16 protein-coding genes and 1 tRNA gene are annotated in these 20,208 nt (G+C 61.1%); 8 read left to right on the top strand and 9 right to left on the bottom strand.

Features of this window, described 5'->3' with window-relative positions; translation table 11 throughout:
- Nucleotides 1-261 precede the first annotated feature (261 nt).
- Both ACQK2L_RS31325 and ACQK2L_RS31320 read right to left on the bottom strand, forming a co-directional pair.
- On the bottom strand, nucleotides 262-726 hold the full coding sequence (locus tag ACQK2L_RS31325) for a hypothetical protein (RefSeq protein ID WP_425400995.1): 465 nt from the start codon (nucleotides 724-726) through the stop codon (nucleotides 262-264).
- Between the two features lie 167 nt (nucleotides 727-893).
- Nucleotides 894-966: transfer RNA gene (locus ACQK2L_RS31320), tRNA-Asn, on the bottom strand.
- Between the two features lie 198 nt (nucleotides 967-1,164).
- Between ACQK2L_RS31320 and rpmG the strand changes: the two genes are divergently transcribed.
- The 4 genes from rpmG to ACQK2L_RS31300 all read left to right on the top strand — a co-directional run bounded on the left by rpmG (nucleotide 1,165) and on the right by ACQK2L_RS31300 (nucleotide 5,144).
- The gene (gene rpmG, locus ACQK2L_RS31315; RefSeq protein WP_425400994.1) at nucleotides 1,165-1,344 is read left to right on the top strand and encodes a 50S ribosomal protein L33; all 180 of its coding nucleotides are present in this window, start codon (nucleotides 1,165-1,167) and stop codon (nucleotides 1,342-1,344) included.
- 90 nt (nucleotides 1,345-1,434) lie between these two features.
- Nucleotides 1,435-3,180: a single-stranded-DNA-specific exonuclease RecJ gene (recJ, locus tag ACQK2L_RS31310; RefSeq protein WP_425400993.1), complete on the top strand. Its 1,746-nt coding sequence runs from the start codon at nucleotides 1,435-1,437 to the stop codon at nucleotides 3,178-3,180.
- A gap of 86 nt (nucleotides 3,181-3,266) precedes the next feature.
- The gene (locus tag ACQK2L_RS31305; RefSeq protein WP_425400992.1) at nucleotides 3,267-3,884 is read left to right on the top strand and encodes a nucleoside deaminase; all 618 of its coding nucleotides are present in this window, start codon (nucleotides 3,267-3,269) and stop codon (nucleotides 3,882-3,884) included.
- Between the two features lie 138 nt (nucleotides 3,885-4,022).
- Nucleotides 4,023-5,144 (top strand): pyridoxal-phosphate-dependent aminotransferase family protein, encoded by a 1,122-nt coding sequence (locus tag ACQK2L_RS31300; protein WP_425400991.1) that lies wholly within the window; start codon nucleotides 4,023-4,025, stop codon nucleotides 5,142-5,144.
- Nucleotides 5,145-5,533: 389 nt separating this feature from the next.
- On the opposite strand, the gene ACQK2L_RS31295 is transcribed toward ACQK2L_RS31300, so the two are convergent.
- Nucleotides 5,534-6,052: a cohesin domain-containing protein gene (locus ACQK2L_RS31295; protein WP_425400990.1), complete on the bottom strand. Its 519-nt coding sequence runs from the start codon at nucleotides 6,050-6,052 to the stop codon at nucleotides 5,534-5,536.
- Between the two features lie 325 nt (nucleotides 6,053-6,377).
- Between ACQK2L_RS31295 and ACQK2L_RS31290 the strand changes: the two genes are divergently transcribed.
- On the top strand, nucleotides 6,378-7,307 hold the full coding sequence (locus tag ACQK2L_RS31290) for a hypothetical protein (RefSeq protein WP_425400989.1): 930 nt from the start codon (nucleotides 6,378-6,380) through the stop codon (nucleotides 7,305-7,307).
- Nucleotides 7,308-7,314: 7 nt separating this feature from the next.
- On the opposite strand, the gene ACQK2L_RS31285 is transcribed toward ACQK2L_RS31290, so the two are convergent.
- A complete protein-coding gene (locus ACQK2L_RS31285; RefSeq protein WP_425400988.1) occupies nucleotides 7,315-7,824 on the bottom strand; it encodes a hypothetical protein in 510 nt (169 codons plus the stop codon).
- Between the two features lie 48 nt (nucleotides 7,825-7,872).
- A complete protein-coding gene (locus ACQK2L_RS31280; RefSeq protein WP_425400987.1) occupies nucleotides 7,873-8,367 on the bottom strand; it encodes a hypothetical protein in 495 nt (164 codons plus the stop codon).
- Between the two features lie 645 nt (nucleotides 8,368-9,012).
- Between ACQK2L_RS31280 and ACQK2L_RS31275 the strand changes: the two genes are divergently transcribed.
- Nucleotides 9,013-9,723, top strand: a complete 711-nt coding sequence (locus tag ACQK2L_RS31275; protein ID WP_425400986.1) for an AAA family ATPase — start codon at nucleotides 9,013-9,015, stop codon at nucleotides 9,721-9,723.
- Between the two features lie 190 nt (nucleotides 9,724-9,913).
- On the opposite strand, the gene ACQK2L_RS31270 is transcribed toward ACQK2L_RS31275, so the two are convergent.
- The 4 genes from ACQK2L_RS31270 to ACQK2L_RS31255 all read right to left on the bottom strand — a co-directional run bounded on the left by ACQK2L_RS31270 (nucleotide 9,914) and on the right by ACQK2L_RS31255 (nucleotide 18,832).
- On the bottom strand, nucleotides 9,914-10,741 hold the full coding sequence (locus tag ACQK2L_RS31270) for a hypothetical protein (protein WP_425400985.1): 828 nt from the start codon (nucleotides 10,739-10,741) through the stop codon (nucleotides 9,914-9,916).
- A 1,002-nt stretch (nucleotides 10,742-11,743) separates the two neighbouring features.
- On the bottom strand, nucleotides 11,744-15,088 hold the full coding sequence (locus ACQK2L_RS31265; protein ID WP_425400984.1) for a hypothetical protein: 3,345 nt from the start codon (nucleotides 15,086-15,088) through the stop codon (nucleotides 11,744-11,746).
- 393 nt (nucleotides 15,089-15,481) lie between these two features.
- Nucleotides 15,482-16,639, bottom strand: a complete 1,158-nt coding sequence (gene fadA / locus ACQK2L_RS31260) for an acetyl-CoA C-acyltransferase FadA (RefSeq protein ID WP_425400983.1) — start codon at nucleotides 16,637-16,639, stop codon at nucleotides 15,482-15,484.
- 42 nt (nucleotides 16,640-16,681) lie between these two features.
- The gene (locus ACQK2L_RS31255) at nucleotides 16,682-18,832 is read right to left on the bottom strand and encodes a 3-hydroxyacyl-CoA dehydrogenase NAD-binding domain-containing protein (RefSeq protein ID WP_425400982.1); all 2,151 of its coding nucleotides are present in this window, start codon (nucleotides 18,830-18,832) and stop codon (nucleotides 16,682-16,684) included.
- 185 nt (nucleotides 18,833-19,017) lie between these two features.
- On the opposite strand from ACQK2L_RS31255, the gene ACQK2L_RS31250 reads away from it, so the two are divergent.
- Together ACQK2L_RS31250 and ACQK2L_RS31245 are read left to right on the top strand one after the other, a co-directional pair.
- Entirely contained in the window at nucleotides 19,018-19,506 is a 489-nt protein-coding gene (locus ACQK2L_RS31250) for a DUF4430 domain-containing protein (protein ID WP_425400981.1), read from the top strand.
- Between the two features lie 53 nt (nucleotides 19,507-19,559).
- Complete coding sequence (locus ACQK2L_RS31245; protein ID WP_425400980.1) at nucleotides 19,560-20,129, top strand: DUF6580 family putative transport protein; 570 nt, start codon at nucleotides 19,560-19,562, stop codon at nucleotides 20,127-20,129.
- Nucleotides 20,130-20,208: the final 79 nt, after the last annotated feature.

Genomic DNA, 20,208 nt, shown 5'->3' with positions numbered 1-20,208 from the left:
TGTGTTGGTGCTCGCCCTGGAATGGGCGCCGCGGGAGGAGGTGGTCGCCTGGGCCAATCAGGTTGCGGCACAGTTGAACCATCGGTTTTCGATGCACAAAGAGGTGAACTAAAGATCGCTGGGCCAGTACACGGGTGGGTTGCGGGCGTCCCTCGGTGGACGATTCGAACGTCGTCCTAACGGCCTCAACGACGTGAAATTCGGGGTGCGCCGTGTGGGTTGCAGATTTGGAGGTTTCTCATTCAACGTTCTGCCGACTCCTTACGTCGCTCTAAAAGTAACCCAATGGGACGTATCGCCCTCGAGCATATGTGGGAAGTTGTCGTCGAAAACAACACCTCCGGCCTTTCGAGTTAAGCTAGGGTACGCCTCCAACAGTCTGATGGCTGTTTCGGAGTAGACCTTGTTTTGGTCAAAATGTTTGACAGTCAACAAGATATTGCAGAGCATTCCGTTAACTGCCACTGCCCTGTCCAGCTCTCCCTCTCCCGCAGGACCCCAGTCTTCAATCGGAAAGAACTCGCTATATTCGGGGTAGTACAACCTTACCACACGATGGCCCATCACCTTGGTTTGCCAAGGGGCCGTTACGTCGCGAAAACTGCAGTTCTCTCGAATAGCTGCCTCCATTTTGGCGAGCGTATCTTGTACGCTCAAATCCTCCTTGTCGACATCCGTCATCAGTTCGCGGATTCGCTGAGCTATGAGTTGGTAATCTGTGGTCATAATTCCATCTCAATCCAGATGCGAAGGGTCTCGTCGGTAACGTCGCGTACCGCGTGGCCCGCAAACATCGCCAATAACACACCCCCAAAGCAAAACACCCAGGCGGATCTCGCCTGGGTGTGGGGTGTGAACCAGATTGTCGGTGCTTTCCGCGGTGCGGAGAGGAGCTCCCCCGGCAAGACTCGAACTTGCGACAAGGCGGTTAACAGCCGCCTGCTCTACCAACTGAGCTACAGGGGAATGGGGCCGCCCTGCTGGGTGCAGCAGGGTGGGTTGAATTTTTAAGTATAGCCTCGAATCAGTTGCTTTCAATACCGGCTGAGGGCCGGATTTTCGGTCTCCCGCGGCTGAACACCCCTGGCGGGGTGGTTGCGACGGTAGTATATTGCTGGGCTGGCCACTATTTAAGATTCGGTGCGGTACGCGAGGTTCGGTATCATGGCAAAGAAAAGCGGCGGAAAACGCAAGAAAAAGGTCGAAGTGGTGTTCCTCGTCTGCGAGGAAACCGGCGACTACAACTATACCGTGCGGCGGAAGATGGGCGGCGAGAAGCTGAAGCTCAAGAAGTTCTGCCCGCGCCTGCAGCGCCACACGATGCACACCGAGAAGAAGAAGTAGCCAGCACCGGTGCCCTAGCCGAGCCCCGGTGGGTCGCCCGTTGCGTATTGGTTTCGTCCGCGCTATTCGCTGCACTCTTCTCTCCTTCCAATGCCCAAGCAATGGCGCATCGCGACGTACGATACGGCGGTCGTCGAGCGGCTTGCGCAAGCGGCCGAAGTGTCTGAGCTGGTCGCCCGTCTGCTCGTGGGGCGGGGCATCGACTGTCCCGACGCCGCGCGTCGATTCTTGCAGGCGAAGCTCACCGACTTGCGCGATCCCAGCGAACTGCCCGGGCTGACGCACGCGGCCGAGTTGCTTCACACGGCTGCCAAGGCTGGCAAGCGAATCGTCATCTATGGCGACTACGATGCGGATGGCATGACGGCCACCGCTATCCTGCTGCGGTGCTTTCGGCTGCTGCACGCCAAGGTGGAGTACTACGTGCCGCACCGGCTGGAAGAAGGTTACGGGTTGAGCAACGAGTCGCTCGACGAGCTGGCCAGCCGCGGTGCCGAAGTTGTGGTGACTGTCGACAATGGGATCGCTAGTCTCGAACAGGCCGACCACGCACGCCAGCTGGGCATCGAGTTGGTAGTGACCGACCATCATCAGATGGCGCACCGGCTGCCAGAAGCAGCAGCCATTGTGCATCCGGCGCTGCCCGACTTCGACTATCCGTTTCATGGGCTGTGCGGCGCGGCCGTGGCGTTCAAGTTGGCGTGGGGCATTTGCCAGTTGGCCTCCGGTGGCAACCGTGTGCAGCCGGCGATGCGTGCGTTTCTGCTCGAGGCGACCGGGCTGGCGGCCATCGGTACGATTGCCGATGTGGTGCCGCTGGTGGATGAAAACCGCGCGATCGTTTGCAACGGTTTGAGGAGCCTGTCGGCGAGTCCTTCGGTCGGTATCGCGGCGCTCAAGCAGATCACCGAACTCGACAAGAAACCGTTCCTCGCCGGCGACGACGTGGGGTTCTCCATCGCTCCGCGTCTGAATGCTGCTGGGCGGTTGGGGCAGGCGGACCTGGCGGTTGAACTCTTGTCGACAGAGGACCCGAAGCGCGCGGCGGAGCTGGCGCGCTTTATCGAAGAGCTCAACAGCGAGCGGCAGCACATCGAACGGAGCGTTCTGCTGGCAGCTCGCAAGCAAGCCAAGCGGCAGTTCCATCCTGAGCAGGATCCAGCGTTCGTGTTGGCCGACTTTGGTTGGCACGCCGGCGTGATTGGCATCGTGGCGGGCAAGCTGGTCGAGCAGTACAACCGTCCGGTGGTGTTGATCTCGCAAGACAAACTTGGCATCAAGCCGGCCATGGGCTCGGGGCGGAGCATTCCGGGTTTCGATTTGCATGCGGCGTTTGCCGAGTGCAGTGAGCACCTGCTGAGCCATGGCGGACACGCGGCGGCCGCTGGGCTGAAGATCGCAGACAAGTCGATCGATGCGTTTCGCCAGGCGTTCTGCGCTGCGGCCGCTCGTCGCTTGGCCGATGCGGCGCGAGACGGGCAGATGGACATCGATGCCGAAGCGCCGTTTGCCGCGCTCACTCGCCAGACGATCGAAGATATCGACAAGCTCGCCCCGTTCGGCTGTGGCAACCGTCGCCCGGTGATGTGTGCCAGCGATGTCCGCATCGCCGGCGAGCCGCGACTGATCGGCGCGGCCGGGCGGCATGTGTCGCTGGAACTCGAGCAGCATGGCGTTCGGTTACGCGCGGTTGCGTTTGGCGGTGGCGACTGGATGGACGACTTCCAAGCCGCGCGGAATGCGCCGATCTCCATCGCATTCCATCCGGTACTCAACCGTTTCCGCGGCCGGGTGAGCGTCGAAATGCACCTGGCCGACTGGCGTCGGGACGATTGACGCTGCTGTCGAGCTTTTCGGCGGAGCGTAGGGCGGGTATCCTGCAAGTTGCCAGATGTGACGCCTGCGCCCCATTCAAGACTCGCATGTCCGAAGTACCGAACCAGTCCGACCTTGCCAACCCGCGATTTCCCAAGTTGGAAGTGACGCTGCCAGCGTGGGTCGAGTCGTTCCTGCCGCCGGTGGATCACCTGTACCGCAGCGACGAAGAGCGCATGGATTTGGCGATTAACCTCGCGCGGAAGAACATCGAGCAAGGGACCGGAGGGCCGTTCGGCGCGGCGGTGTTTGACCTCGACAGCCAGACATTGCTGGCGCCGGGCGTGAATGTGGTGGTCTCGACGAAGTGGTCGGGCGGGCACGCCGAGATGGTCGCGTTCGCCATGGCGCAGCAACTTGTTGGTTCGCACGACTTGGGCGGCGAGCAGCATCGTCGCTACGAAATCGTCACCAGTTGCGAACCGTGCTCCATGTGCTTTGGCGCGACGCCCTGGTCGGGTGTGAAGCGGCTGGTTTGTGGTGCAACCGAGGCCGACGCGCGGGCGATCGGATTCGACGAAGGCCCCAAACCTGAGAATTGGATCGAAGCACTTCACTCGCGCGGCATTGAGGTGATCGAAGGTGTTCGCCGCGCGGAGGCCGCCCAGGTGCTGCGCGACTACGCGACCACCGGCGGGCACATCTACAATGGACGAGGTGGTTGAGAGCAGTTTACTACGAACGATTCCGGTGCCTGGGGTCGAGCTCCGCGAGCCCCCGGCCAGCGGACTACTGGGGGCTCGTTGCACTCGACCCCAGCCACCCCATAGACAATCATCGTTAGCAAGAAGGAACACATCCCCGTGAAGACACCTTTCCCACCACTCGATCTGCCTACTCGTTTGCTCCACGGCCCGGGGCCTTCGCCCGTCGCACCTTCGGTGCTCGAGGCGCTGGCGAAGCCTTGCATCGGTCACATGGATCCCGAGTTCATGCGCGTGATGAACGAGGTCCGCGAAATGTTGCAAGCCGTGTTTCAAACCGAGAACGAGATGACGCTGGCGTGCAGCGGCACCGGTTCGGCCGGGGCGGAGATGCTGGCCGACAATCTGGTGGAGCCGGGCGACAAGTGCGTGGTGTGCATCAACGGCGTGTTCGGCGGTCGCTTCGCCGAGAAGTGTCGCCGCGCGGGCGGCGAGGTCCAGACGCTCAACGCCAATTGGGGTGAAGCATTCGACCAGGAAGCGCTCGTCGACCTGGTGGGCGAACTCAAACCGCAGATCATGATGATCGTCCACGCCGAGACGTCTACCGGCGTGCATCAGCCGATCGATCAACTGGGCGAGGCGGTGCACAAGCATGGCGGACTGTTGCTGGTCGACTGTGTTACCTCGCTGGGCGGCGTGCCGGTGATGATCGACGAGTGGGGCATCGACGGCGCGTACAGCGGCACGCAAAAGTGTCTCTCCTGCCCGCCGGGCCTCGCGCCAGTTACGCTGTCGGAGCGGGCGATGCAGAAGGTGAACAACCGCAAGTCGCCCTGCAATTCGTGGTACCTCGACCTGTCGCTGGTGGGCAACTACTGGAGCGGCAGCCGCGCGTACCACCACACCGCGCCGGTGAACATGAACTACGGCCTGCACGAGGCGTTGCGACTGGTTCTGGAAGAGGGCTCGGTGCACCGCTTCGAGCGGCATCGCGCAGCACACGAGCTGCTCAAGGTCCAACTCGAAGAGCGCGGCTTCGAGTACGCCTCCGACCCGCTGCACTCGTTGCCGCAGCTCAATCTGGTGAAGGTTCCCGAGCGAGTGAAGGACGAAGCGGCCGTGCGTCGCGCGCTGCTCGAGGAACATCACATCGAAATCGGCGGCGGCCTGGGCGACTTGGCCGGCAAGTGCTGGCGCATCGGCCTGATGGGCCACGGCGCCCGCGAGGAGAACGTCGGCAAGATCATCGAAGCGCTCGACGCGGTGGCGCCGGTGTAGACCTACGTGCACCTCGCACCCCGGCGAGCCGGAAGCGCCAGCGCTCGGAGCAATTGCAATGCCCATGGTAGTTTGCCCAATCTGTGGAGATGCCATGGATGCAACTCCTGCTCTATCAGATGCAACTCCCGCTCTATCAGAAGAGGAATGGTACCGCAAATACTTTCCGACTCTTCCAATAGGGTCGGTGGTACCCCAGAAGTGTTCTAGCTGCAGCCACAGCTTCGCGCCAGGAGATTATGTTCATCTTCGAAGCGGGGATCGAAACCCAGAATTCCGAGTGGTAGAAGTGATTGAGGTACCCAACGAACTGCCATTGTTGAGAATCGATGTGGATGGAGTTGCGACCTACCATTCGGTTAGCCAGATATACTATTTCTCTGGGACAGTCATCGAATCTGACGCACGCCCAGCGTCTGGCTTCTTCTGACGTAGGCCAAGCCACCCAGCCCCAGCGCGAGCAGCAATACCGAGCTCGGTTCGGGCACTACATGAATCGTAAGCGTGTTCGCGCCTGCGGGTGGATACTCTTGCGGCGGTGCTTGCGTGTCGAACACGTGCTCGGTCATCACGAGCAGGTCGCTGGAACCAATCTCTCGTCCGGTGAAGCGAATCTCGAAGAAGTCGCCAACACTCTCGGCAGGCGCGGAGCCGGTGGCGGAGAATTGCACGCCGGTCGGTGTGAACGTGGGAGTCAGCATGCCGGCGCCGAACAGCAAGTCTTCCACGCTGTCGAAGGCGAGCACCGACGAGTCGTAAGCGATCTCGAATTGGTACGAACTGACCAAGCCGATGTCCTCTACGCCGGTCAGCGTGCATTCTTGGAGTTCGCCAATGCCAATGTTGATGTCCTCGGTACCACCCTTCTCGCCGGACTCCTTCATCTCCCGCTCGATGGCAGAAGCCATTCCGCAGGTCGCAACCAAGATGAGTAACAAGCCGCATCGAACCAGCGCTAACATGAGAACATCCTCCCGCTAGAGATAAGAAGTTGGGGAAGCGTAGCGCTATGGATTCTACCTGATGACGAGGGCCTTTCCAGCGGTTCCGCCCGCGCAGCTGCGCGTGCCGCATGGGCGCACATGGCGGAGACTCGCCAAACCCAGCCCGACAATTCCTCAAAATCCCCACTTTTGTGAGAGTTTTCGTTTTGCCGCCGCTTGTTGGTCGAAGTAGCAGGGAGAGTGAAGTAAGATTAGTGCATCGCTCGTCCGAAACTCTTGGAGTCCTCCCATGCTGACCCGCTGCACCATTCCCTTCGCGCTCGTCGCCGCCTTGGCAGCATCGATTGTCACGCCGGCTGCTGCCCAGATTCGCATTAAGCTGGGCGACGACTTCAAGCCCCGCATTGAGCTGAAGCCGGATGATGGTGGACGCAACAAGGTTGGCGATCATCGTTGGCGCGGTGACGACGAGCACAAGGACGATGGGCATCGTCGCGGCGGGCAGGAGAACTGGGTCATCCGTCCCGGCGGTGGGAACTCTAAGGTGCAGATCACGCCGAACATCGGTGGCCGCGACGCCACGTTTGTGATTCGCAGCGGCACGTCCAAGGGGCATCATCATGGTTCGTATTACTGTCGTGGCGATAAGTACTACTACGTGCCGTGGGTCGATCACTCGCACCACCGTCATGTCGAGCCGCAACCCGTGGTGATCGCTTTCGGTGGCTATTCGCACGTCGACGAATTGACCCTGGAACTCGAAACACAAATGAACAACCTGTGCCTCGACTTGCACTACAACTACCAGCACAACCCTGGTTTCCACGAGACCTACTCCGAGGCGTACGAGTTGTTCCAGACCGCCAAGTTCATCCTCGCGGCCGAGCATCGGAACGACCGCCAGGCGGTCCGTAGCCGGTTGGGTGGCATGGACGCGTTATTCCACCATGTGGAAGGCGACGTGCATGGCTGGTCGCGACACCATCAACGGCAAATCGGCCAAAGCGGATTGCAGGCGAAGTTCGAGCAGGTCGAAGCAACGCTGCATCACTTGATGTACGACGTAGGCGTGCATCCCACTCCCGTTCGGGAAGAAGCGCCGCCGCCCAGTGGTTACATCGAGCAAGCACCGCCACCCGCCGCGCCGCCGACCGCACCGACGCCGGCACCGCCAACCGCACCACCTGGTGGTGTGCCGACCGCGGTCGAGAGTCGCTAGCAGTACTTCACGCTTCTAGCGGAATCCTCAGGAAGTCGGACCAGCGTTCGGCTTCCATGCGAATGGGCTCGCTCTCGAGCGACGACGCGATCAGCACCGAGTCGCTTGGCCCAACCAGTCGCACGCGAAAGTGGGTCGAGCTGGTCGCGCTGAGACTTCTCAGTGTTTCGTTGACGCAAATCACCTTGTCGAATTGGTCTAGCGACCAGTTGGTCGTCCGCCTGAATGGAGGGATGCCTACGTGCCGGGTGCACTGGCCCGTACGACGATTGGCAACGACCTGCATGTAGAGGAAGCACAGCGACAAGCCTGCTGTGAGCAGTCCTGCCCCAACGACGCTTCCGCCACCTAGAATCAGGTAGTTATCTGGTTTTCGAACCTCTTCAAGCAGCCATGGTCCAATGGCCACGGCCAGGCCAAACATGGCAAGCGGTACGCCGACGATCGCCAACCAGCGGTTGTCGTGAATGATCGTCAGCTCGTCGCCGTCCTCGCGAGTTTCCCACGACGTATCCATCGGCGTTGGGTTTGGTTGCTTGGAGGACGACTTCGGTCAGAGATGTTCCTACCGGTACTTCAAGATCACGCCGCCGTGGACGCGGAAGGCAACCTCGACTTCGAAACCGCACGGCCATTGATAGGTCACGTAGCCGCGGCCCAACAGGCCAGTGCGGGTGCCACAGCAGACGGGTTCGCCAACGCAGCAAGCTGGCACGCAGACGTTCACTGCGTACAGAGTGCAGGTGCAATCGGCCGGGTTGTCGACGCACAGCGTCTGCGGCACGCCAGGCCCGTGGCAGCGATACATCCGCTTCGCCGATCGGCTCGCGTGGTCTCGCACCACCTCAATCGGGCAGCAGGTCACCGCCGGAGCGGGCATGGCTTGCTCTTCGATGATCACGGGAGCTTGCTCAACGACCGGCGCTTCGCCATCGCTCGGCGGGGCAACCAGCGACTCCTCGGTTGCAGGAGTGGGCTCTTGGGCCATCGTGTGTCCGCTTGTCGAAGCGATCAAAGCCAAGGCAACGAGCGCTGCAGTAAGCTGGAGTGTATTCTTCATTTTGAGCCTCCTCCTTCGGGTGGTTTCGCCGTCAAACTTCATCTAGTTTAGCATTGTTAGTCCAGGCAATGGGGGCAGCCCGGCAGTTTTTGCCGGTTTTTTCGGTGCTACTGGATATGTCGCGTCGATTGGCGGGATTTGGGCCTACTCATCGAAGGTGCCGTACTTTGGTGCCACTGCTGGTTTATCGAGCGTTGCCTCGTGGTATTCACTTTCGCAGACAAACAGTGTTGACGTTGCCACCGCGAGATGGAAGCGAGCCAGCAGTGTAGCGCAGCCCTGACTCGAGATCGCGCGAGGGGGCACTGCTGGCTCTCGGCAACGTGGCGGCCAGTTGTCCATCTGTAGTCCACGTCCAATCTGCGTTGGGTGGCCGGTTGCGATAAACCAGCAGTGGCACACCAGATCGTGAAACCCTACGAGCCGTGCTACGCGGCCTGAACTCGCGGCTTCGTGCCGTTTGCGGCATGTGGCAACGTGGGCGGAACTGCACACTCGACGCCGCGGCGGTGAGTGTCCCGCGTGCCCGCGCCACGGAAACGTCGAGATTACTTGGTGTCCGCCGTCAAATGGCTGTCCCGGCATGAGGATTGCATTCATAATTAAAGTGTGTCCGTCGTCTTTCTTCAGAAAGGAGACATTCCCATGACCACGCGCGCAAATCGGCTCGGGGAAAGTCTCGACCGGGCCTACCGTCACTGGCGGGAACGGGGTGTACTCGAGACTTCCGAGGATCATCACGAAGCGGCCCCGCGGATGACCATCGCGGTCAGTCGCGAGCGAGGCGCCGGGGGCGGCAGCGTTGCGAGGATGTTGTCGCAGCGATTGGATTGGCCGCTTTACGATCGCGAACTGATGGAGCACATCTCCGAGAAATCCGGCATTCAACAAGATCTGTTGAGCGAACTCGACGAATCCCGACCGACTTGGTTTTCCGAGATCATCAAGTCGCTCGGCACCGAGCGGCAGATGACCGCGGCCGGGTATGCAGCGCTGCTCCACAAGTTGGTCGCGGCGCTCTACATGCGTGGCAACTGCATCGTGCTGGGGCGTGGCGCCGCGCAGATTCTGCCGGCCGATCACACGCTTCGCGTGCGGCTGATCGCGCCGCACGAGCATCGCGTCGATCGCGTCGCCGAGCAGTTCGCCAACCGAAACGAGGCGATCAAACACGTGAAGCAGGTCGACCACGACCGCGCGATTTTTGTGAAGGAGTACTTTCATAAGGATGTGAACAATAGCCACGACTACGACCTGACGATCGACACCTCGCGCTTCGACCTGATCGCGTGCTGCGAATTGATCGAACGAGCACTGGTCGCACGGATGGCAGTCGTAAAACAAGTAGAAGCGTAGCTTCCGTCGCCAGACGGTGGACTCACTGGACCATCACGATTCACGCACGCGCGTGGCGATCCGGCTATTTAGAGTTCCACTAGCCGGACCGCCACGCGGTCCGCGAAGCGCTACGTAGTGTTCGGTTTTGCCCCAGGTGGTTTTGCCCCAACATTCCATCCATTGGCCCAAAACCCCTGATCTCGTCGCGCTACGACTCTTCGCATTCCTCGGTTTTCTCCGACTCTTTTCGCACCGCGGCCGGTTTTGCCCCACCAAGTTGTTCCCCGCATGTCCCACCCGTTCGCTCAGCATGTTCCTTCCTGAGTACCCCGAACAAGTCATCCCGAAAGTCCTGCAGCGCCGCGGTGAACTTCGATTCCTTTTCCGTCGGTGGCTCGGCCGGCCGCTCGGCCGGTGGACCATACCGCTCCGGGTGAAGCTGCTCGAGAAACGCGGCCGACTGCTGCCACGTCGGATTGGTCGGCAAAGACTTTGGCGAAGTCGGCGCGCCGTTCGGCTTTGCAGCTTCGGGAGCAATTTGCGTTTCTGTTTCGACTTCCACTGGCTCAGGTACCTCAGGTCGTGGCGCCGACAGCACCGGCGCGAGTTCGACCAGCGCCTCATCGATCTTCTGCGCCACCTCTGCTTCGAATTCAGGGAACGCGACCATGGATAACGCTGCCTGCTTGACCTTCACCGCGACCTTGGCAAGCTGTTTGCGAGACACGGTCACCTTGTCGGCTTGTTTGGCCTTCCGCCGCGCGGCCCGCTGCTTATCCTGCCGCTCGATGAGCCAGGCCGCCGCCCTCCAGTGCTTGGAAGCCGCCTCGCGAATCGCCTGGAGAGGTTTCAATTCGGCCCCCATCTGCGCCCGGCGAATCCGCTCGTCAAACGCCTCGTCGACTTCACGTTCCCGCCGAATGGTCTTTCGATCGCACCCCACGTACCGAGCCGCATTCGACATGCTCATCCCCGTCGAAATCAGGGCGGCAATTTCACCTTTCTTCACATCGTCTAAAACTCGTGGTCTCGCCATCTTCGGGCTCCTTAGGTAGATATATATGTGTACACTTGCTCTTACCTAAGTTGTAGCAAACGGGTGTAAGAAAACCACCAAGCGCGAAAGAGAAAGTGGCCATTCGCTCTACGCTCCGATCCTGTGTTGCCAAGGGCCACGAAGGGTGCCTGGGGACGAGCTCCGCGAGCCCCCAGCACGGGCGTTTGAACAGGAGGCACCAGAGTGAGCAGAGAAGAAAAAGCACAGCCGCCGACTTGGGTGCCACTGCTGGTTTATCGCCGTTTGCCGAGCCAAGGCATCATAGCACCAGGGCACGGACGCGGGACCCACCGCCACGTTGCAACGAGCCAGCAGTGCCTTTCACGCAACGCAGACGTCCGCAAAGCACTGCTGGCTCAACTCCATCGCGCGGAGAAGAACCTGAAGCGCCTGGTCTCAACACGCACCGCAAGGGCAACATGCGATAAACCAGCAGTGGCACCCGGCGCGCGTAGCTACGCTCGCCAGAGCGTGGACTGCCCCACCAAGAGTACATGACAATTCGGGCTGCAAACGTTCGTGGCAACGCTTCCACTGTCTGGCGACGGTAGCTACATTGAGAGCCCCCTACGATTGCCAACGCTACCCGGCACTAAGGAACAGAAGGCAACAGAGGAAACAGAGAAGAGAACAACACACCCCATTCTGGGTGCCACTGCTGGTTTATCGCCGTGTGCCGTGTGAATACATTATCTCGGCAAACAACGTTGGAAAGAATGGCCGCCACGTTGCGGAGAGCCAGCAGTGTGCCTGAACACGATCCAGCCAACCGAGCAGCACTGCTGGCCCAATTCCATCGGGCGGCGAAGAACCCGGTACCGATTCCTTCCAGCATGTACCACAAGGGCAACAGTCGATAAACCAGCAGTGGCACCGAAAGCCCACAAGAGCGTAGCGGCACCCCATCAAACGGAGACGCCGCCGCCGGGCCCAGAGACCCGACGACGGCGCGAGTTGAGTATCTTCGTTTTCTCAGAGTGACTACGGAATAGCCGTGCCGAGTAGCTTGGCTTCTTCCTCTTCCTGGATGATGATTCGTGGTGTGACCATCATCATCAGGCTGTCGGTTTCGCGACCGATACCAACGTTGCGGAACAAGCGGTTGATGTACGGCACCTTCGACAACAGCGGTACACCAAACTCGTTGCGACCTTCGTTCAGTCGTTTGATACCGCCCAGTAGCACCGTACCGCCGTCGGGCACGCTGACTGTGGTGGTCACACTCACAAACTGGAAGGTCGGCAACTGCACGGTCGTGCCGCTGCGGATGACGTCCTGAGCGTTGTCGTCCTGCAGCGTGTTGCCTTCGGCATCGTCGGTCGTGCTGCTGGAGGTGCTCGTGGAGGTGGTTCCCTCGAAGGTGAACTCCTGCACGTCGCCGATCTCGCTAAAGAACGGCACCACCGTCAGTCGCACGTAGCGTCGGTCCTCGGACACCACCGCTTGAATGGTCATCAGCGTCCCTTCGCTCAGCACCACGATCACCGGCTGCTGGGCGGCGGCGAACTCGCCCACCACCGGCACCACGCTGATCACGAATGGCGTTTGCGACGTGTCGGCCACAAAGGCTTGCTGTCCGTTGAACAGCGTAACCTTCGGAGCGTTGAGCACGTTGCTACGACGATCGCCCTGCGACGCATTGATGAGGAAGTAGGCCTCGATGTCGCTGAGGATCGCAAAGCCGAAGGTACTCACGTCCATCGGCGTACCAAACGTCGGCACCGCCAGGCCGAAACTGTTCTGTCGGAACGGAATGTCGAGGTCGTTCGTGAACTGAGGGAAGTCGCCTTCCACGAGACCAACCACCGAGCTGGGGAATTCCCCTTCGAACGCCTGACCGGGTTGGATTTCGCCGGCGGGCGGTTGGTTGTTCTCGATGTTCACGTCGAAGTCGATGCCGATTCGCTCGAAGAACGTATCGTTCAGACGAATGAAGCGGACCTCGATCGTCACCTGCAAGTCCTGCAGACGACGGAGCTGCTCCAGCAGATCGGCGATCTGCTCGTGGACGTCCTGCGTCTGGCTGATGACCAGGCTCAAGTTGGTGGGGAAGGGACGGATTTCCGCCTCGGGACCACCGTTTTCCACCCACGTGTCGCTGGCGACCGTGGAAATGATCAGATCGATCAGCGAATCGAAGTCGGCGTTGGCCGCACCACCGAGACCGCCAGGACCACCGCCGATTGGCAGGTTGGTCGGAGCACCGAGCCCCGCGCCGCCGCCAGGCAAGCTGGGCTGGGCCAGCGCGGTGGCGGGTACTTTGCCGTCGGTCGCGTCGGCGTTCACAAACGACATCGGTCCATGACCGAACGCTCCGGCCCCGTAACCCATGGCTGCGTGGGCGTTGTTGATCAAACCTTGCAAACCAATGTTGTTGTCGGGCACGAAGTTAGGAATCGGAATCACCAGGTCGGCGACGTCGTACACCCTGGGGGAGATTTCGCCTTCCTTCAGGTGCTCGCTGGTAATCTTCAGCACTTCGTCTTTGATGATGTAGCTGAGATGCAGCTGCTCGAGAATCAGGTTCAACGCACTCTTCAGCGAGATCTCGCCGTTCACGTTCAGCGTCACCGGCGTATCGCTGGAGACACCTTCCTGATGCAAACCACGCGGATCGAGCACCATGTTCACGCCGGTGGCCTTCGACAGGTCGTCGATCACCGTGGCGAGCGGTTCGTTCTGGTAGCGGACCATCACCTGCTTGCGGAGACTGGCCTCGATTTCGATTTCTCGCTGACTACGCCGACGATTGGCATCGCCAGGACCTCTGCGATTTCCGGCAACTTCATCCCAGTTCTTGGGAAAGACCATCTCGCGGCCATCGGAAGTCGTGGCGACGGAAGACTCGTCGACCTCCTCGAGGGCTCGCCAGTAGCTGTTTTCCTTCCGCTCTCTGACATCGCCATTGATGTAGTGGCGGCGGATGAACTTGGCGTTGTTCCAGATCTGCACCACGACCGGCTCGTCGGGAGCCATCTCGCGGAGCCGCTGTGCGACCTTTTCCATTTCGTGGAACCGCTGATCGTCGCGAAGCTGGTTGTACTTGTTCACCAACTCGGCGATCTCTTGTTGCATCTCGAGTTCCAGCTCGTTGCGGCGATCGATCTCGGCCAGAATCGCTTGATTCTGCTCGTCGAGTTCCAGATCGGCGCGATGCGCGAGGAAGTACTGATCGACGTCTCTGCGCGTGAGCTTGATACGACCAAGCAGTTGACGCTTGGTCTCTTCTTTCAGAGCACTCTTGCCGACCTCGGCTTCGATGTCGTCGAGCAACTTCTTGGCCAGCTTAGGATCTTTCTCCAAGATCTTGCGAGCTTCGCCCTGCACTCGACTGACGTCGGCGTTAAGCTGTCGTGCGAGCACAAGTTGCTCGCCTTCGAGCTTGTCGAAGTTGTTCTCCTGCGCGATAGGTGTGGCAATCGGCTCGACCGGCGAAGCATTCGGAGCCGGGGTGAGCGGTTCGGGAGCAGCGGTCAGCATTCGCAAGTGGCTGTCGAGGCGGCCACGAGAGACTTCGTCCAAGTCGTTGCGATTGGTGTTGGCCTGTCGGAACAACTCAAGCGCCCGCTCGCGATCCTTGTTTCGCAGTGCCGACTCGCCCGCGTCCAGCAGCGACTGGGCGCCATTGTTGGGAAGCGCCTCGGCAACTGGAGTGCCAGGAGTCGTGCTGCTGATGGGCTCGGGTAGCTGAGCCATCCGCAGATCGGGCACACCGGGCTGATCCTGCGCGGACTCCATGAAACTGGGACCGGTCTGCATCATGCCGGTTGGGCTAGCGTAGCGATTTCGCTCCGGCGCGATGTCCATTGCCGACACGCTGGACTCCGCAGGCGCGGCCGTGGGGTAACCGGACGGCACCAGTTGAATGGCGTCGTTCGAGGGCGGCACCGGGTTGGACGGACGCAGTTGCGGCAGCGAACCAGGCGCTTCCTCGCGGTAGCTGCCGTAAGGGCCCTCGGCCGTTGCCGGTCGCACACTTGGATCGATCATCCGCGTGGGCGGTGCGGTGTTCGGCGCCGCGTTCGGGAAGGGATCCACTTGCGACGCGTCGGCGTTTTGCGCCTGCGTCAGTTGGCGACGCACCGAACTAGGCGTGTCGCCGAAGTGGAACAGGGGATAGCGAACGTTGGCTTGCTCGGCTCGCGAAACCAGCTGATCGGCCTGGGCGAGTTCGCCCGCTCCGATAGCTTGTTTCGCCTCGGCGAGCAGCGCGTCGACATCCTGCCTGGACAGGGCGGCTGCTGGGGTGGTGGTGGATTGAGCGGCAGTTGGGCCGGCGGTGCCGACTACCAGACCGAGGCCCAAGAGCATTACGATTCTAGACATCCGTGTCGCGTTCAACTCGACTCTCCTTGTTGCGATGGATCACATCGGCAGCATACCGATCTCCGCGGCCATCCGTGGCTCGGGAACGGTAGTCGATTCCGAAAAGTTCCGGAAGACGTTTTGCGTTTGGTCCTTTGGGTGGCGGACCGAGGAGCAATTGACTGGTAGCATCCGTCGAGCGAATGCTACTACTCACGCAACCACGATCACACCAAGGTTTGGAAAAGGGGTATTCGAAAAGCTAATCGTGCAGTGCCAGCAGCCGACCAATGGCGGCCACCTGTCAATGCACCAAGACAAGCGGGGGCGTATTTACCTGTACGTGGGAAACCGGTCAACACCAGTTTGAAAAAGAAAGAGTATTTTTTCCCAGTGACAGCACTGCCGCCGGCGTTACAGGCGCTCGAAGATCGTGGCAATGCCCTGGCCAACGCCGATGCACATGGTCGCCAAACCGAGTGTTGCGTCGCGGCTTTGCATGGCATGCAGCAGCGTAGTGGTGATGCGAGCGCCGCTGGCGCCGAGTGGATGGCCAATGGCGATGGCGCCGCCGTTGACGTTGATCTTCGACTCGTCGAGTCCCAATCCGCGAATGCAGGCGATCGACTGCGCGGCGAACGCCTCGTTTAATTCCACTAGGTCGATATCGTCGAGTGTCAGCCCGGCCCGCTTTAGTGCTTTTTGCGTGGCGGGCACCGGTCCGGTTCCCATCACGGCGGGATCCACTCCGGCGACGGCCGTCGCCAGGACTTTGGCCATTGGCTTGAGTCCCAGTTCGCTCGCACGCTTATCGCTCATGATCATCACCGCGGCCGCCCCGTCGTTCAGCGGCGAACTGTTGCCCGCGGTCACGGTGCCCATGCCGGGCATGAACGCTGGTTTGAGCGCGGCGAGTGCTTCGAGGCTGGCGTCGGCACGCACGCATTGGTCGCGCTTGCAGAGCACGCGATGGCCCTCTTCGTCGCGGCCCCACACTGGAACGATCTCCGCGTCGAACGCGCCGGCGTCGAACGCCGCAGTCGCTTTTTGGTGGCTGGCCAGGGCGAACTCGTCTTGCTCCTCGCGCGAGATGCCGCCCGACTGCGCGAGGAACTCGGCAGTGACTCCCATCAGCAAGGTGCCTTTGCTGGTGTTCTTGAACAGCCGCGGGTTGAGGTCGACGCTGGCGTCCATCGGAATGTGGTGCATGTGCTCGGTGCCGCCGATGATGTGCACGTCTTCGGCCTCGGCAATGATCGAATGCGCCGCCTGGTTGAGCGCCTGCAGGCTGCTGCCGCAGAGCCGATTGATGGTTGCGCCGCCGGTCTCCACCGGCAGGTCGGCCATCAGGGCGACCATGCGTCCCATGTTGAGTCCCTGCTCGCCCTGCTGCTGCGTGTTGCCGATCAGCACGTCTTCGACGGCCGCCGGTTCGATGCCGGTTCGCTCCACCAGCGCCCGCACCACGGCCGCCGCCAGGTCGTCGCTGCGCACATCGCGAAACATACCTAGCTCGGCATGCGATCGACCAATCGCGGTTCGACAAGCATCAATGACGACGGGAGTAGGCATTGGGGAAGTGGTCAGGATTCGGGGGTCAGGGTTTCGAGAGCCTTAAGCTTCGTAGAACTTCTTGTTTCCCTTGGCGTGCTCGAGCAGCATCTTGGTGGGTTCGTAGCGCTTGCCGAGCGACTTTAGTTGGTCGAGCTTCTCGACAATCGCCGCGGCGCCGATCTGGTCGGCCCAGAAGAACAATCCACCCAAAAACGGCGGGAAGCCAATGCCCATGATCAGCGCCAAGTCGACATCGCGAACGTCCTCGACGATGCCTTCTTCCACCGCGCGGGTGGCTTCGACCAGCATCGGCATCAGTAGTCGATCCGTGAGGTCCTGCTCCTGGCCGGTAGGTTCGGCGAATTCGGCGATGATCGCGTCGGCTTCGGGGCTTGGCTGTTTCTTCCAGCGGCCGCGTTTGTCTTTGTTCCAGTCGAAGAAGCCTTTGCCGTTCTTCTGACCCATCCGCCCGGCCGACAGCAGCTTGTCGACCACGGGCGTGGCCACCACGCGGTCGCTGAACGCATCGTGCAGCACCTTGCCTGCGTGCAGGCAGACGTCCAGGCCGACCACGTCGTGCAGTTCGACGGGGCCCATCGGCATGCCGAAGCCTTTGGCGGTGGAGTCGATCGCCTTGATCGAGACGCCTTCGCCCAGCAGCACGGCCGCTTCGTTCATGTACGGCATCAACAGCCGGTTGACCAGGAAGCCAGGGCCGTCGTTCACCACGACCGGGAACTTGCCCAGTTGGCGGGCGAACGCCGCCGCGCGGTCGATGGTCGCATCACTCGACTTCTCGCCGCGGATCACTTCCACCAGCGGCATCTTCCGCACGGGGTTGAAGAAGTGCAGTCCGCAGAACCGCTCGGGGTGTTTAAGCCCCGATGCCAGGGTGGTGATGGGAATCGTGGACGTGTTCGAGCAGAGGATCGTGTTGTCTTTGGCCGTGGGTTCAATCGCCGCGAACAGCTTTTGCTTGATGCCAGTGTCTTCGATGATCGCTTCGACCACCACGTCGCAGGCTCCCAGCTCGGGCGAGTCGGTCGTGATGTCGAGGTGCGGAGTCAGCTCGAGCACCTTGTCGAGATCGGGGCCTTTGATCGTGCGGTCGAAGGTGGCCTCTTTCAGCACCGCTTGTTCACCGGCAGCCAGGGCATCAGGGCGGTTGTCCGACAGCACCACGTCGACGCCGCGCCGCAAACTAACCGCGGCAATGCCCTGACCCATGGTGCCGGCGCCAATCACTCCCAGGCTTTGTTCCTTGGTCTTGAGGTCCGCACCCGCTCCGCTCTTGCTGCGATCTTGCAGGAAGAACACGTTGAGCAGCGAGCGGTTGATCGGCGAACCGAACAGCGGGGCGAACTGCTCCGACTCCATCTTCGAAGCCGACTCTTCGTCGACCATCGAGGCTTCGAGCAGCAGTTCCAACGCCACGACGGGCGCCGGGTAATGGCCGCTGGTCTCCTTTTGAATCATCGCCACCGCGGTCGCGCCGAGGAAAGCCAGTTCCGTCTCCGACATGGAGATCGGTTGCCGCCACTTCTCGCGGTCCGCCAGGTACGCGCCCGACGCTCGGTCGGCGTGGATCATGCGTGCGGCCGCTTCGAGCAGGTTGTCGGCCGCGTGCTCTCCGCCCGGCACGATGTCGTCGGCCAGGCCCATTTTGAATGCTTCTTCGCCGCTGGAGTTGGCGGTGCTGGTGATCATCTCCACCGCGTTGGCCAGGCCAATCATCCGCGGCGTGCGCACCGTGCCACCCCAGCCGGGGAACAAGCCGAGCTTCACTTCGGGGAAACCGAGCTGTGTCTTGGGGTTGTCGGTCACGATCCGCCGATCGCACCACACGGCCAGTTCCAAGCCGCCGCCGACGCAAATGCCGTCGATGCAGGCGACGGTCACGTAGCTGCAAGTCGACAGCCGACGGAACAGCTTCTTTCCTTCGTCGGCGACACCAATAATCACGTCGGCCGGTTCGTCGAGCGACGCGGCGAACTCCTTGAGATCGGCGCCAGCGACGAAGCTGCCGGGTTTGGCGCTGGTGATCACCAGGCCGACGATATCGGTTCGTTCGCCGAGCGCGTCGAGGTGGGCGTCGACTTCTTCGAGTACCTCGCGCGAGAGCACGTTCAGACTGTGATCGCCGTGGTCGAGCGCCAATCGCGCGATGCCGGTCAGCGGGAAGTCGAGCTTGGTGTGTCGGAAAGCCGTCATGGCGCTTGGTTCGACAGAGGTTCTGGCGAGCCGGTCCTCCACGCTCGCCGCTTGTCGCCTAAGGTAACCTACAACGATGGCGGGGACTAGGAGGCGTCCGATTTCTGCGGGGTTTGATTCGCGATGCGGAGTGATTGCCAAGCGGCAGATTGACACTCACGAGAGACTGTGGCCAACTAAGTGGCATGAGTGAGTCGCCCCAAGCTGCCGAAACCGCCCCATCTAACAAGCAGAGCTGGTTGTTCGCTGCGATACTCGTGGGCGTGCTGGCCGTGGTGCTGGTGGTGAATCACTTCATGCAGCAGTCGGTAACCGACGTGCAGACCGACCACGCCACGCAGCCCGCCGGGCCGGTTATCGACCCTGCCGACGGAGTGACGCTGCTCACCGAGGGCGAGCCCAACCTGCCAACGGTCACGGTTGTCTACAGCGATGGGATGGTGGTGCTCGATGCATTGGTGGCAGCCGAGCAGGCCAACGAGCGCTGGAGTTTCACGTACCAGGGCGAGGGCGACTCTGCTTTGTTGATCCGCTTAGCCGGATTGGAGAACGAGGGGGGTGAAGGTCGAAACTGGCTATATGAAGTCAACGGCGAGCTGGCGCAGATGAGCCTGGGCGTCCAACCGGTGCGGCCGGGCGACCGTATCTTGTGGAAATTCGTGACATACGAATAATAGGGAAAGCTGGCCGACAGCTTTTTGAACCTAGTTTAGTAGAGGATTCTGCCGTGCGACGGTACCTGAATAGCGATCACTTGGTATTTGTTCTGTTGGTCACGATTGCCGTGGTAGGTCGCATGGGCCGCCCCGACTGGAACTTCACTCCGGTCGCCGCGACCGCTCTGTTCGCTGGGTTCTACTTTCGCAACCGGTTGGTTGCCGCGATGGTGCCACTGGCCGCGCTGGCGATTAGCGACTTTGCCGAGCCGCTGCACAACAGCCGTTGGGTGATGGCCACCGTGTGGGCAGCGATGTTACTGCCGGCCGCGTTGGGTCCCTGGCTGCGTGGTAGCAAGTCGCGGTTCGAGGCGTTCCTGCGTGGCACGGTGGGCGCGTTGGCCCCGGCCGCCTTCTTCTTCCTCACGACCAACTTCGCTGTGTGGGCGGTGGGACCGGTAGCCGGTGGCAGCTTGATGTACTCGCAAGATCTGTCGGGCTTGGCGGAATGCTACGCCGCAGCGATTCCCTTCTTCCGCAGCATGGTGCTCGGCGACCTGTTCTACATGACGCTGCTGTTCGGCGCTTACGCGCTAGTCACGAGCGCTGTACGACAACCTGAGTCGCCGACCGCTGTTTAGATTCGGTAGCAACTTTGTGACGTAGCCGGACTGGCGAGAATTCGGAAGCAATTGCCGAGTGGTCTGAATTCTTGCGAAT

The sequence above is a fragment of the Aeoliella sp. genome, from assembly GCF_965227375.1.
GTDB lineage: Bacteria > Planctomycetota > Planctomycetia > Pirellulales > Lacipirellulaceae > Aeoliella.
The sequence above is the reverse complement of the archived record's forward strand: the minus strand, read 5'-3'. Positions and strand labels throughout refer to the sequence as shown.

Excerpts from the sequence above, each read along its gene's own strand:
- fadA (WP_425400983.1), bottom strand. The coding sequence starts at position 16,639 with ATGCCTACTCCCGTCGTCATTGATGCTTGTCGAACCGCGATTGGTCGA.
- ACQK2L_RS31275 (WP_425400986.1), top strand. The coding sequence starts at position 9,013 with ATGACCACGCGCGCAAATCGGCTCGGGGAAAGTCTCGACCGGGCCTAC.
- ACQK2L_RS31270 (WP_425400985.1), bottom strand. The coding sequence starts at position 10,741 with ATGGCGAGACCACGAGTTTTAGACGATGTGAAGAAAGGTGAAATTGCC.
- ACQK2L_RS31255 (WP_425400982.1), bottom strand. The coding sequence starts at position 18,832 with ATGACGGCTTTCCGACACACCAAGCTCGACTTCCCGCTGACCGGCATC.
- ACQK2L_RS31295 (WP_425400990.1), bottom strand. The coding sequence starts at position 6,052 with ATGGCTTCTGCCATCGAGCGGGAGATGAAGGAGTCCGGCGAGAAGGGT.
- ACQK2L_RS31285 (WP_425400988.1), bottom strand. The coding sequence starts at position 7,824 with ATGGATACGTCGTGGGAAACTCGCGAGGACGGCGACGAGCTGACGATC.
- ACQK2L_RS31325 (WP_425400995.1), bottom strand. The coding sequence starts at position 726 with ATGACCACAGATTACCAACTCATAGCTCAGCGAATCCGCGAACTGATG.
- ACQK2L_RS31280 (WP_425400987.1), bottom strand. The coding sequence starts at position 8,367 with ATGAAGAATACACTCCAGCTTACTGCAGCGCTCGTTGCCTTGGCTTTG.
- ACQK2L_RS31290 (WP_425400989.1), top strand. The coding sequence starts at position 6,378 with ATGCTGACCCGCTGCACCATTCCCTTCGCGCTCGTCGCCGCCTTGGCA.
- ACQK2L_RS31305 (WP_425400992.1), top strand. The coding sequence starts at position 3,267 with ATGTCCGAAGTACCGAACCAGTCCGACCTTGCCAACCCGCGATTTCCC.
- ACQK2L_RS31265 (WP_425400984.1), bottom strand. The coding sequence starts at position 15,088 with ATGTCTAGAATCGTAATGCTCTTGGGCCTCGGTCTGGTAGTCGGCACC.
- recJ (WP_425400993.1), top strand. The coding sequence starts at position 1,435 with ATGCCCAAGCAATGGCGCATCGCGACGTACGATACGGCGGTCGTCGAG.
- rpmG (WP_425400994.1), top strand. The coding sequence starts at position 1,165 with ATGGCAAAGAAAAGCGGCGGAAAACGCAAGAAAAAGGTCGAAGTGGTG.
- ACQK2L_RS31250 (WP_425400981.1), top strand. The coding sequence starts at position 19,018 with ATGAGTGAGTCGCCCCAAGCTGCCGAAACCGCCCCATCTAACAAGCAG.